Source organism: Providencia sp. wls1914, from assembly GCF_009706645.1.
Lineage (GTDB): Bacteria > Pseudomonadota > Gammaproteobacteria > Enterobacterales > Enterobacteriaceae > Providencia > Providencia zhijiangensis.
The window spans coordinates 79010-92500 of record NZ_WLUN01000012.1 but is presented as its reverse complement, the minus strand read 5'-3'; the positions used below and the strand labels follow the sequence as shown (position 1 = coordinate 92500).

General features: G+C 43.7%; 8 protein-coding genes, 1 rRNA gene and 3 pseudogenes (1 of these 12 running past the window's edge). 4 read left to right on the top strand and 8 right to left on the bottom strand.

What is annotated here, in order from left to right; all coding sequences use genetic code 11:
• Positions 1–510 (bottom strand): 16S ribosomal RNA (locus GKR74_RS08525) (it extends 1031 nt beyond the left edge of the window).
• Between the two features lie 530 nt (positions 511–1040).
• On the opposite strand from GKR74_RS08525, the gene GKR74_RS08520 reads away from it, so the two are divergent.
• A complete protein-coding gene (locus GKR74_RS08520; protein WP_154603248.1) occupies positions 1041–1733 on the top strand; it encodes a FadR/GntR family transcriptional regulator in 693 nt (230 codons plus the stop codon).
• Between the two features lie 45 nt (positions 1734–1778).
• Entirely contained in the window at positions 1779–3185 is a 1407-nt protein-coding gene (gene mdtD / locus GKR74_RS08515; protein ID WP_154603247.1) for a multidrug transporter subunit MdtD, read from the top strand.
• Here mdtD and rbsR read toward each other — a convergent pair.
• The 6 genes and pseudogenes from rbsR to rbsD all read right to left on the bottom strand — a co-directional run bounded on the left by rbsR (position 3182) and on the right by rbsD (position 9049).
• A complete protein-coding gene (rbsR, locus tag GKR74_RS08510; RefSeq protein ID WP_442959341.1) occupies positions 3182–4183 on the bottom strand; it encodes a ribose operon transcriptional repressor RbsR in 1002 nt (333 codons plus the stop codon). The genes mdtD and rbsR overlap by 4 nt on opposite strands.
• A gap of 9 nt (positions 4184–4192) precedes the next feature.
• The gene (rbsK, locus tag GKR74_RS08505) at positions 4193–5116 is read right to left on the bottom strand and encodes a ribokinase (protein ID WP_154603246.1); all 924 of its coding nucleotides are present in this window, start codon (positions 5114–5116) and stop codon (positions 4193–4195) included.
• A gap of 102 nt (positions 5117–5218) precedes the next feature.
• Entirely contained in the window at positions 5219–6109 is an 891-nt protein-coding gene (gene rbsB / locus GKR74_RS08500; RefSeq protein WP_108479110.1) for a ribose ABC transporter substrate-binding protein RbsB, read from the bottom strand.
• 39 nt (positions 6110–6148) lie between these two features.
• Positions 6149–7111, bottom strand: a complete 963-nt coding sequence (gene rbsC, locus GKR74_RS08495; protein ID WP_154603245.1) for a ribose ABC transporter permease — start codon at positions 7109–7111, stop codon at positions 6149–6151.
• A pseudogene (gene rbsA, locus GKR74_RS08490) lies at positions 7060–8622 on the bottom strand (ribose ABC transporter ATP-binding protein RbsA). Before rbsA ends, rbsC begins: the two are co-directional and overlap by 52 nt.
• A pseudogene (rbsD, locus tag GKR74_RS08485) lies at positions 8588–9049 on the bottom strand (D-ribose pyranase). Before rbsD ends, rbsA begins: the two co-directional pseudogenes overlap by 35 nt.
• 392 nt (positions 9050–9441) lie before the next feature.
• Between rbsD and ravA the strand changes: the two are divergent.
• Positions 9442–10947, top strand: a pseudogene (gene ravA / locus GKR74_RS08480) (ATPase RavA); the annotation flags it as partial.
• A 14-nt stretch (positions 10948–10961) separates the two neighbouring features.
• Positions 10962–12419, top strand: coding sequence for an ATPase RavA stimulator ViaA (viaA, locus tag GKR74_RS08475; RefSeq protein ID WP_154603241.1), 1458 nt, complete (start codon positions 10962–10964; stop codon positions 12417–12419).
• Here the strand turns inward: viaA and asnA are convergent, their stop codons facing one another.
• Positions 12420–13412 (bottom strand): aspartate--ammonia ligase, encoded by a 993-nt coding sequence (gene asnA / locus GKR74_RS08470; RefSeq protein WP_154603240.1) that lies wholly within the window; start codon positions 13410–13412, stop codon positions 12420–12422.
• Positions 13413–13491: the final 79 nt, after the last annotated feature.

Genomic DNA, 13491 nt, shown 5'->3' with positions numbered 1-13491 from the left:
AGTTAGCCGGTGCTTCTTCTGTTGGTAACGTCAATCGTTGATGATATTAGCATCAACGCCTTCCTCCCAACTGAAAGTACTTTACAACCCTAAGGCCTTCTTCATACACGCGGCATGGCTGCATCAGGCTTGCGCCCATTGTGCAATATTCCCCACTGCTGCCTCCCGTAGGAGTCTGGGCCGTGTCTCAGTCCCAGTGTGGCTGATCATCCTCTCAGACCAGCTAGGGATCGTCGCCTTGGTGAGCCATTACCTCACCAACTAGCTAATCCCATATGGGTTCATCCGATAGCGCAAGGACCGAAGTTCCCCTGCTTTGCTCCTTAGAGATTATGCGGTATTAGCTACCGTTTCCAGTAGTTATCCCCCTCTATCGGGCAGATCCCCATACATTACTCACCCGTCCGCCGCTCGTCAGCGAGAAGCAAGCTTCCCCTGTTACCGCTCGACTTGCATGTGTTAGGCCTGCCGCCAGCGTTCAATCTGAGCCATGATCAAACTCTTCAATTAAAAAGCTTGATGCTCAAAGAATGTTACTGTCGTTTGATTTCCGAAGAAACCAAATTACCTATTAGTTCATATATATGAATTAACGTGTTAGTCACTCTTCAAGACTTAAAATCAAATATTTTTTTTGATAGTGTCCTGTGAGTGCCCACACAGATTGTCTGATAAATTGTTAAAGAGCGGTGCGACTTAATCTTTTGATTATCGACTTTAGGTCGTTGTCGCGAGGTGTCGTATACTACGTTTTTTATTTAGAAAGTCAAGCGATTATTTTCAACTATTTTCTTTCTTCACATCTGTTATCACGGGGCTTCGAGGTTTTCTTCGAGCCGGTTTGTCGTGACAACGGATGCGCATTATAGGGAGCTCCCAAAATCTCGCAAGTATTTTTTTACATATTTATTTCGTTCGCGCTTTTTTTAGCCAAATATGGCTTAATAGCGTAAATTACTACTGTTTTTTGACTATTTCAGCAGCAATAATTGATTTACTCACGTAACATATCATTGATTAGTATCTGTATGAGATGAATTATGGAATTGAGCAAGCAACAAAATGCCTCACAAAAAAACCTCTCTTTTATTATTGCGCGAAGTCTTGGACAGCTCATATTAAAAGGCACCTACTTATCTGACTCTATTCTTCCCAGCGAATTAGAATTATCAAAGCAATTTAATGCCAGCCGAACCGCCATAAGAGAAGCGATTAAAACATTAGCAGCAAAAGGCATGGTTTTAGCTCGTCCTCGAATTGGCACACGAGTCATGCCCGCATCGAATTGGAACTTTCTCGACCAAGACTTATTAAATTGGTGGATTAACAGCGAAGAAAAGTCGGTGGTGATTAAACACTTTCAAGTTGTTCGTCTCGCCATTGAGCCTCAAGCTTGCTATCTCGCTGCACTGAATGCCACAGAAGAACAAAAACAGTCTCTACAATTACTATCAAATGAAATGGTAACCTTAGAAAAAGAGTTCGATAGGCCTCACTGGATAAAAATTGATTTTCGTTTTCATCTCACTATCTATCGGGCGTGCTGTAATCCTTTTTTAATTTCGTTCGCGAATCTGTTTAGGTCGGTGTATCAGCTTTATTTTGATGCAATAACAGAAAATGATGCGATTGAAGTGGAACTTCATCAACAACTTGCCGATGCTATTATTAATGGCAATAGCCGTGAAGCTTACGATCTCTGCTATACCTTATTAACGACAATGAACAAATAAGCTAACAGAACGAATTCGCTCACCAAATTTATCGATAGGTAACGGATGTTTAAAACTGCTAAAAATATGTCGGGTTTGCCATGGATTGCCGCAATGGCTTTCTTTATGCAAGCGTTAGATGCCACGATATTGAATACGGCACTGCCCGATATCGCCAAAAGTTTGCATCACTCTCCATTAGCGATGCAATCTGCCGTGGTGAGCTATACCCTAACAGTTGCACTGTTAATTCCGGTGAGTGGTTGGTTTGCCGATAGGTTTGGTACTCGACGTATCTTTATTATTGCGGTTTCTCTGTTTTCTTTAGGATCATTGCTCTGCGCCCTTTCCCCTTCATTAACAGTGCTAGTTATTTCTCGCGTTATCCAAGGAATTGGCGGGGCGATGATGATGCCAGTGGCACGACTTGCATTAATTCGGGCGTATCCGCGAAGTGAACTTCTACCTATATTGAATTTTGTCACTATCCCTGGATTAGTCGGCCCCATCTTAGGGCCTCTGTTGGGTGGTATTCTCGTCACCTATGCCACATGGCATTGGATATTCATTATTAATATCCCTATTGGTGTACTTGGGATTGTGTATGCATTAAAGCATATGCCTGATTTTAAAATGCCAAAACGTAAATTTGATACCCTTGGCTTTCTTTTATTTGGATTTGGCTTGGTCATGCTTTCCGTCAGTTTGGATCTGTTTGGCGATAAATCACTGTCGAGCTATGTTCCTTTGGCTATTGTTCTGGGCGGTTTTCTTTGTCTTCTTCTTTATATACTCCACGCAAGGCGCATTAAGCACGCCATTATTCCGCTTAACTTATTTAAGACGAGAACCTTCTCCATCGGTATTAGCGGTAACATCGCCACTCGATTAGGTACTGGAAGCATTCCATTCCTAATGCCATTGATGCTGCAAGTGGGATTTGGTTATGAAGCCGTTGTCGCGGGGATGATGATGGCTCCACTGGCCATTGGCTCGATTACGGCAAAATCCGCAGTCACAAGAATTCTAACCCGATTTGGATACCGTAATACGCTATTTACTGTCACGGTGATTATTGGGTTGATGGTCTCGCAGTTTTCGCTGCAATCTCCAGATATGTCGATTTACCTGCTTATCGTTCCGTTGTTTGTTTTAGGAATGGTGATGTCTACGCAATTCACGGCTATGAATACCATTTGCCTAGCGGATTTAACGGATAATAATGCTAGCGCCGGCAACAGTATGCTAGCAGTAACTCAGCAACTTTCGATTAGCTTTGGGATCGCGGTGAGCGCCACCATTTTGAGCTTTTTTGATAACCAACCAAACAGTAATGTCGTGGATAACTTCCATTACACCTTTATTACTATCGGAGCTATCACGTTACTTTCTGCCTTTGTGTTTCTATTACTCAGTAAAACCGATGGCGATAATTTAATTAAAGGCAAAAAATCTGAGAAAACGCAGAATTAGCGTTTCCTCACTGATTGGCGTTCCACGAGTTTTGGCGTTAAGACTAAAACGGATGGTTCTGCATCTGGGTTATCCATTCGATAAATAAGTTGGTTAACCGCTTGCTGACCAAGTTCGTCCTTTGGCTGATGAACAGTGGTGAGTGGTGGGATCATATAAGAAGAAAGTGCAATATCGTCATAACCAATAATGGAAATGTCGTCAGGCACTTTCATGCCTTTTTGGTAAATCGCTTGGTAAGCACCGACCGCCATTGCATCATTCCCCGCAAAAATGGCATCAGGGGGGATTGGTAGCGCCAAAAGTTTATTCATCGAATCAAATCCACCTGAAAACTCAAAATCACTAAAGATAATATATTCTTCGTGGATATTGAGGGATGCGGCCTTCATGGCTTGAAGGAAACCTTGATAACGCGCTTGTGCTGGGGATTTATCTTGAGGGCCAGCAATGCAGGCAATTCGAGTAAAACCCGCATCAATTAAATGACGCGTGGCAATTTCACCGCCGAGGAACGAGTTATCCTGAATAATATCTCCGGCTGATTCAAACGGAGACCAGTCCATCATCACCGTCGGAACAGATGGATAACGGGAAAATACGGCTTTGGATGGGCCTTGCGCTTCAGTGCACATAATAAGAAGCCCATCGACGCGTTTTTGCAAAAGGGTTTCTAAGCTATGATCCATTCGCTTGAAATCCCCTTCGGTGTTACACAGGATCAAACTGTAACCCAATTCGTAGCAACTACGTTCTACACCACGCACGACTTCCGCATAAAACGGGTTGTTACTGGCGGTCAGTAACATTCCGATGGTATTGGTGCGGTTCATCTTCAAACTTCTCGCTAAGGCCGATGGCGCATAGTTGAGTTGTTCGATGGCACTTTTTACCCGTGAAGTGACGCTTTCGCTAACATAGCGATTTTGGTTGATAACATGGGAGACGGTGGATGTTGACACGCCAGCAAGGCGAGCAACATCTTTCATTGTTGCCACAAATTAATCCTATTGAAGAAGAAACTGGTCTATTTCATTACGCCATGGAACAGAAGGTTGTGCACCGGGACGCGTCACTGCAATTGCGGCAGCCGCATGGGCAAAGACAATCGCATCTTCATCGGATTGACCTTCAAGTAGCGCAGTTACATACGCCCCATTGAATGTATCACCTGCTGCAATGGTGTCCACCGCTTTCACTTTAAAGCCTGGAATTATTTTCCCTTGCTTGCCTGATTCACTGTACCAAACCCCTCTGGCGCCCAATGTAATCATCACTTTATTAATGCCTTTTTGATGCAGTGCTTGCGCTGCTTTTTGTGCGCCTTCTTCATCATTAACAGCGATGCCCGTTAAATGCTCCGCTTCCGTTTCATTCGGCGTGATCACATCCACCAGCGACAGTAGCGAATCTGGCAACGCTTGTGCAGGCGCTGGGTTTAAAATCACTTGAGTTTGGTGTTTACGCGCGATCTCAGCGGCCATTTGAACAGTTTCAATCGGGGATTCAAGCTGCATCAATAAGGCATCAGCATCGATAATTTTTTGCTGATATGCGGCCAGTCGTTCTGTAGAAAGATGACCATTGGCTCCCGCATTGATCCCAATAATATTTTCGCCTTGCCCGTTTACATAAATGAGTGCAACACCCGTTGTTTCACCAGCAACTGAATCAATACAATCAATCTTAATCGTATCTTTTTGCAGCTGTTTTTTGATGCTAACACCGACATCGTCATCACCGACACAAGCAATAAATGTGATATCAGCGCCACTACGACCTGCGGCTACCGCTTGGTTGGCACCTTTGCCACCGAAAGCAACTTGGTAACTATCACCTCTTACTGTTTCGCCAGGCTGGGGAAACTGCTGCACATTGAGAATGTGGTCAACGTTGATACTACCTAAAACAACCAGTTTAGCTGCTGCCATCACATTTATGTCCTTTTGCTGCGCAATTAAATAAACCGCCGCTAAACTCACGGCGATTTATCAATCTTCTTGTTTTATCAAGGATAATTATTTTATATAAAACTATTGTTTTACCACGAGTTCTAATTCAACAGGAACTGTTGCTTCGACTTTCTCGCCTTTTAATACTTTATCTGCGATCTGCACTCCAACAATACCAATTTGATCTGGACGTTGAGCAATCGTCGCACCTAACTTTCCACCTTGAACTGCTTTGATACCGTCATTTGTACCATCAAAACCAACCACTAAAACGTCATCTCGACCAGCAGTTTGTAATGCTCTTAACGCACCTAATGCCATTTCATCGTTTTGTGCAAAAACAGCCTGAACAGCAGGGTGTGCGGTCAGTAAGTTTTGCATAACGTTCAAACCTTTAGTTCTATCGAAATCTGCAGGCTGGCTCGCTAATACGTTGAATTTATGTTCTTTAGCACCCGTATTGAAACCTTCACCACGTTCACGAGCAGCCGACGTTCCTGAAATTCCTTCTAATTGAATAACTTTGGCATCATTGCCCGTTTTCTTAGCGATAAAATCTGCTGCCATTTTTCCGCCCATGCGGTTATCAGAGGCAACATGGCTCACCACTTCACCTTTGTTCGCAGCACGGTCTAAAGTGATTACGGGGATTTTCGCTTTGTTAGCCATCAGGATAGAATTACCCACGGCGTCAGAGTCAGTTGGGTTGATCAGCATTAACTTAGTACCACGAACTGTTAAATCTTGGACGTTCGCTAACTCTTTCGCTGGGTTATCTTGAGAATCCAAAACAATCAGTTCATAACCCAGTTTGTCCGCTTCTTTTTGTGCCGCATCTTTCATGGTCACAAAGAATGGGTTATTCAGGGTTGAAATAACCAGCGCGATACTCTCTTTGGCCATCGCGTTCACACTGACGGTTGCTGTTAGTGCAAAAGCGGTAAATAAAGTCGCTAATTTATTCAGTTTCATAAGAAAATTCCTGTCGTTATCGGGTAGGGGTCAGAATCACTATTTTTTGTTATCAACAAGTACAGCTAATAAAATCACAACGGCTTTTACGATCATTTGGTAGTTCGAGGAAATACCTAATAAGTTCAAACCATTGTTTAAGAAACCAAGGATCAGCGCACCAATCAGCGTACCAACAATGCGCCCTTTACCACCAGCGAGGCTTGTGCCACCCAGTACCACCGCAGCAATCGCATCCAGTTCATAACCGTTACCCGCCATTGGCTGAGCAGAAGATAAACGTGCAACTTCAATCACACTCGCCAGCGCTGCTAATAAACCACACAGGGAGTAAACGATAATTTTAATTTTATCGACATTAATACCGGATAAGCGGGTCGCTGATTCATTTCCACCTAACGCATAGATATAACGACCTAAGCGAGTGTGGTGCAGCATGTACCATGCTGCAGCAAAGACGATAACCATTAACCATACTGGGGTAGGAATACCTAATGGGCGACCGATACCAAACCAACCAAATAAATCGGCGTTATCGCTAAAACCCGTATTGATTGGGCTGCCATCGGTATAAACACGGGTTACACCACGTAGTAATAGCATCATGACCAATGTGGCGATAAAAGCTTGGACTTTACCTTTTGCGACAATCACCCCTGTGCATGCACCAATGGCAGCACCGAGCGCTAATGCTCCCGCGACAGCAACAAAGGCATTCACATCAGCGCCGACCATCGATGCGGCTACCGCACCAGTTAATGCCAATAGAGATCCCACAGACAAATCAATGCCTGAAGTCAGAATCACTAACGTCATGCCCACTGCCATAATCGCGTTTACAGAAGTCTGTTGTAGGATGTTAAACAGGTTGTTGACCGTAAAAAAGTTAGGACTTAGGGTTGAAACAATCGCAATTAAGACTAATAGGGCGATTAATGATTTTTGCTCCATTAGCCATGCTTTGCTGAAGTAGCGTTTTGATGGTGCGGTTGTTGAACTCATGCTGTTAACTCCTGAACTGAGCCGTAATTTTTACCGACTGCGGCCGCCATTAAGGCTTCCTGCGTTGCTTCTTTGGCAGAGAATTCGCCACTGATATGCCCTTCATGCATAACCAAAATGCGATCGCTCATCCCAATCACTTCAGGCATTTCTGAAGATACAAGGATGATACTCAGCCCTTCTTTTTTAAATTGGTTGATTAGTTGGTAGATCTCTTTTTTTGCCCCAACGTCGACACCACGGGTTGGCTCATCAAGGATAAGCACTTTCGGTCGTGTCATTAATCCACGGGCAATAGCCACTTTTTGCTGGTTACCACCAGATAAATTTCCAATGATTTGGTCCATGGATGGGGTTTTAATATTAAATAAGCGGATAAAATCCCCCACGGTCATTTGCTCTTCGCCATGTTTTAATGTGCCGCCAAAGTGGCTGAAGTAACCTAATGCCGTTAAGGACATATTTTCTTTTACTGACATCCCCAGAACTAAACCATCGCGCTTACGGTCTTCCGAAATATAAACGATGCCGTTATTCAAACCATCTTGCGGGGTTTTTAAGGTAACGTTTTTACCTTCTAAATGGATATTGCCGGATTTTTTCGGGGCTGCACCGTAGATGATTTTCATCAGCTCCGTACGTCCTGCGCCCATCAAACCTGAAACACCTAAAATTTCACCGCTTTTTAGCGTGAAACTGGCATTGGTGACACCGGGGCCAGAAACATTTTCAACTTGGAGACGAATATCACCAACAGGCACATCAACTCGCGGATATTGGTCTTCCAGTTTGCGGCCTACCATCATCTCAATCAGTTTTTCTTCTTCTAATTCACTGACAGGCTTTTCGCCAATAAACTGACCGTCGCGAAAAACGGTCACATCGTCGCAAATTTCGAAAATTTCTTTTAAACGATGAGAGATATACACAATGCCGCAGCCTTGAGATTTTAAATCTTCAATCACGCGAAAGAGTGAGGTAGTTTCGGTATCGGTAAGTGCGTCTGTCGGTTCATCCATAATGATGACTTGAGACTGAAAGCTGAGAACTTTGGCAATTTCCACCATTTGTTGTTCACCGATGGATAATTCCGCGATGGTTTGGTGGCTATCGTAATCAAGGTTTAATCGTTGGAGCAGTTTGTCTGACTCGCTGAACATTTTTTTCCAGTCGATTTTGCCGAATCTATTTACAAATTCACGACCTAGAAAGATGTTTTCAGCGATAGTCAGTTCGGGAATTAAATTCAGTTCTTGGTGAATGATCCCGATCCCGGCTTCTTGGGAGCTTTTCGGGCCATTAAACGCCACTTCTTTACCAAGGTAACGGATCGCGCCCGCGTCTTTGTTGTAGATCCCCGTGAGCACTTTCATCATGGTGGATTTACCGGCACCATTTTCTCCTACCAGCGCCATGACTCGACCAGGGTAGACTTTTAAGGCGGCTCCCGAGAGGGCTTTTACACCGGGGAAGGCTTTATCAATGCCGATAAGTTCTAATAAAGGTTGCATAGTCACCTCAGAAAGTCACACCAGAACAAAGAATGATATTAGCGTATGGTGAACATTCCCCTGTTCGGATCACCGCTTTGCTTTCATGAGTGCGTTGCTTGAAATGTTCATGACTGCAATAGATGACTTCAATGTAGTTTCCCTGTGCCGCTTCCAATTCATGAAGATGGGCTAAAATGGCTTTTTCCATTTGCGGATTTATTTTGCTGATTTCTTGAGCAAGTATCGCTTTTTCTACCTGCATTTCTTGGGTGATCACCCGCAAAACAGACATAAAATCCGGTAGTCCTTGCGTCACAGCGAGGTCAATACGTTCAGCGCTGGCAGGAATGGGTAAGCCTGCATCACCCAGCGTGATATGGTCGGTATGACCCAGTTTGGCAATCACGGAAGCAACATTTGAGTTAAGCAACATACCTTTCTTCATTCTTTACCACCGTTTTTAGTCTATTTTTTCTACTTTTGAGTTTCGGCTCTGTATGAGCGAAACGTTTCGCTCATACAATGATAGTAAAGAATAGTCACAACTCAATGTTCTTATCTTGGTTTTGTGATCACCATCGAAACGTTTCGTTAGCCTATTTTTACGCATAAAAAGCTAACTTATTGAATAAGTTGTCGCTGAATCGTTCCTGCTTAATTAATACTCAGTTGTTCGTTACAAGTTAGATTTGTTGCTATTTATCCTAAATAACATCAAAGAAAAATCATAAAACTGATTGCACAATGAATAAAAGGACGGATAACCTAGCAATAGCGTGGTCAATAACCATCTCCCTCTAACCCTTAGACGAGTTATTTAGAGAAAAGGAACACCTTATGCAATTAGCAGAACGGATAGCCCAATTAAGCAACTACCTTGAAGGTGGTTTGTATGAACGTCAGCAAGCTATTCGTTTGTGTTTGCTCGCCACGCTCAGTGGGGAAAGTGTGTTTTTGCTGGGACCGCCGGGGATAGCTAAAAGCTTAATTGCCCGCCGCATGAAATATGCCTTCCGCCAAGCAAATGCGTTTGAATATTTAATGACGCGTTTTTCTACCCCTGAAGAGATTTTTGGTCCACTTTCCATTCAAGCCTTAAAAGATGAAGGGCGTTATGAGCGTTTAACCAAAGGATACCTGCCCGATGCGGAAGTGGTGTTTTTGGATGAGATTTGGAAAGCAGGCCCTGCCATTTTAAATACCTTACTGACCGCCATTAATGAGCGCAAATTCCGTAATGGGGATGAAGAAAAAAACATCCCCATGCGTTTGCTAGTCACTGCATCCAACGAGCTACCCGATGCGGATAATAGCCTTGAAGCGCTATTTGATAGGATGCTGCTACGAATTTGGCTGGATAAAGTGCAAGAGAAGCAAAATTTCCGCGCGCTGCTGACAGGCAAATCTCAACAAGAAGAGAATTTGGTTCCTGATCACCTAAAAATCAGTGAAGAAGAGTATCGAGAATGGCAAAAAGAAATTCCCAAGGTTTCGCTGCCCGATCACTGTTTTGAATTGATTTACCAATTACGCCAACAGATTGACGCCACAGAGAAGAATCTGTATGTCTCTGATAGACGCTGGAAAAAAGCCGTTTATTTATTACAGGCTAGCGCCTTCTTTAATGGTCGAAACTCCGTTTCGCCGTTGGATATTGTGCTGCTCAAAGATTGCCTATGGCATGATATGCAGTCAATGAACTTACTGCCGCAATTGCTCAAGTCATTAGTGCAGGAAGATGGTTGGCAACAGCGTAAATTTACGCGAGAAATAGAACAAGTTTACCAACAGTGGATGTCATCCACCCAAGATCAAAATAACCAAGATGCGTTTAAAGTTTTAAAAAATAACGCAATGTTTGCGCGAAAAGCCTCTTATGTCTTGCCTGATAATATTAGCGAAGGGCGCGTAACCCTATTTTTGCATCGCCCATTGCAGCTACATAATATGAAAGTGACCTTTATTACCACCGAGAAAAAATCACTGGTGAATTTCCTCAATAAAGGCACCACCTTATCAGCCCATCTTAATGGGATTGGTTTCGCACAAGAGCTGGCGGCTGAAGTGAATAATTTAAACCAAATTCAGCTGTTAGATGTTAGCCATCAAGCATCGACCTTATATTTACAAGATAAAAACCCTACAGCGGCGCCGACAACCAATAATAAAGAATGGCTAGATAAGCTTGATGCCATCCAAAACGAGATCCAAGGGGCGAAATACCAATTTGAGAAGCAGCAACCTAACCTGTTTATCGAGGCGCATTGGCTCGCTGATGTTGAAGAGAGCTTTATTAAACTGAGCGATAAACTGACCCAGCTCCGCCAGCAAATTATGGGAAAGGTGGCTAACTCATTATGATGAGCCTAGCGTCCCTCGAATTATTGCTTTCAGTGAATGAAAGCCAGCTGATTGAAGAGATTATTATTTCCCTTCTCGCCACCCCACAGCTGGCGGTTTTCTTTGAGAAGCATCCTCGATTGAAAAAGGCGCTATTAAAAGATCTCTCCAGCTGGAAAAAAGACCTTAAACAAAAGCTGCAAGATGCGTTAGTTCCTCAGCAACTTTCTGAAGAGTTTGGGCTATATCAGAAGTCATTGGGCATCCCCACTGATACGTTTTTCACGCAATTACCCAATGTGATAGCACGGCTCGAGCAGTTAGATTCCCCGTTTTACCGTGAAGCCCTACAGCTGCAAAAGGGAAAAATTGAAAATCGCAGTGCGCGGCAATCTCTGATTGTTCAGCGCTGGCGTATTAGCTTGATTTTACAGGTGACCACTTTACATAAAGAACTCTTAGAGCAAGAAAAAGAGCAACTGCTGGCGGAATTACAACGCCGTTTAGCACTGAGCGGCAATCTTGAGGATATTCTAGGGGAAAATGAACGTTCATCAGGGCGATTATGGGATCTGAGTAAAGGGTTTAGTAACCCAGCGTCTTATAATGATCAATTAATCGCTCGCTACAGTGATTTTTTGCGCCAGCAACCCGAGCTGGAAAAAATTGCTCAGTTACTCGGACGTAGCCAATCTGCTAAGTCTATTCTTGATGATAATGTGATCCTTGAGCCAATGACGGTGATGGAAAAAGTTCCCGAAACCGTCCCAGAACAAGTGAATGGCTTAAACCAGAGTGACGATATTCTGCGGTTATTACCGGCTGAGCTTGCGATGTTAGGGCTCGAAGATATTGAATTTGAGTTCTACCGCAAGTTATTAGAAAAGCAGCTTATTACTTATCGCTTACAAGGAGAAAGCTGGCAAGAACGCAAAGTTTTACGCCCAGTCACCCATCATCAACATGAAGACCAGCCCAGAGGGCCATTTGTAGTATGTATCGATACTTCAGGTTCTATGGGTGGAATCAATGAACGCTGTGCAAAAGCGTTCTGTCTGGCCTTAATGAAAATCGCGCTGGCGGATAACCGAGCTTGCCACGTGATGCTGTTTTCCACTGAAATTGTTCATTACGATCTTCTCTCTGCGGATGGCTTAGAACAATGTATGCGCTTCTTGCATCAAACATTCCGTGGTGGAACAGACTTGGCGGCATGTTTACGAGAAACAACGGTAAAATTAGAGTCAAAGCAGTGGAGTGATGCCGATGCGGTTGTCATTTCAGACTTTGTGGCTCAACGCTTACCGGATGAGTTAATTCAGAAGATTAAATCCCTTCAGAAGGTTGGTAAATACCGCTTCCATGCGGTATCAGTCTCAAATTATGGGAAGCCCGGTATCATGAAGATATTTGATCATATCTGGCGCTTTGATACAGGGCTAAAAAGCCGACTACTGCGCCGTTTTAATCGCTAATTACAGCATATCTTCAACAGTTTCAGCCATTTCAGGTGACCAAACACCACACTGAACCTGACCGATATGTTGACGTTGCAGCAGTAACATCACTAAGCGAGATTGGCCAATACCGCCACCGATAGATTGTGGCATTTCACCTTTAACTAACGCTTGGTGCCATTCCAGCTCCATACGTTTTTCATCACCCGTTAATCCGAGTTGGCGAGTTAAGCACTCAGGGCTTACACGGATCCCCATTGAAGAGATCTCAAATGCGTCTTGCAATACTGGGTTCCAAACAATGATGTCACCGTTTAAGCCTTTGAAGCCATCTTCGTTTTCGGTTGTCCAGTCATCGTAGTCTGGTGCACGCACATCGTGGGATTCGCCGCTTGACAGTTTTCCACCGATACCGATTAAGAATACCGCACCCAGTTCTTTCGCAATCGCACGTTCACGACCTTTTGCGTCTAAGTCAGGGTAACGTTTTAGCAGCTCTTCGCTGTGGATAAAGTGAATTTGGTCTGGCAGGAACGGTGCCAGTCCAAATTCTTTACTTACGGCAGCTTCTGTTTCTTTTATTGCCTTATAGATTTTACCCACTGTCTGCTTCAGATAAGGAAGCGTACGATCCTCATCTGCCATCACTTTTTCCCAATCCCACTGGTCAACATAGACGGAGTGGATTGGGGTTAAGCGATCCTCGTCCGGACGCAACGCTTTCATGTGTGTGTACAAGCCTTGACCTTCGCTGAAACCAAAACGACCTAAGGTTTTGCGTTTCCATTTAGCCAAGGAGTGAACCACTTCAAACGTTGCACCAGGAATTGATTTCACTTTTACCTGAACGGCTTTTTCGCAGCCTGATAAGTTGTCTTGTGTACCATCACCTAAACGGCTCAGGATAGGACCTTGAACTTCAATTAAGCCAAGCTCTTTTTCAAGTAAACGTGAGAAATAGGATTTCACAAAGCTGATTTGTTGCTGATGTTCGATGAATGACTTGTCCATAATTTTACCCATAATTTGTTAGCTGTAATTAGCCGATGTGTAGATTAAGCAACAAAACGAGGTATAAATTCAATATCCA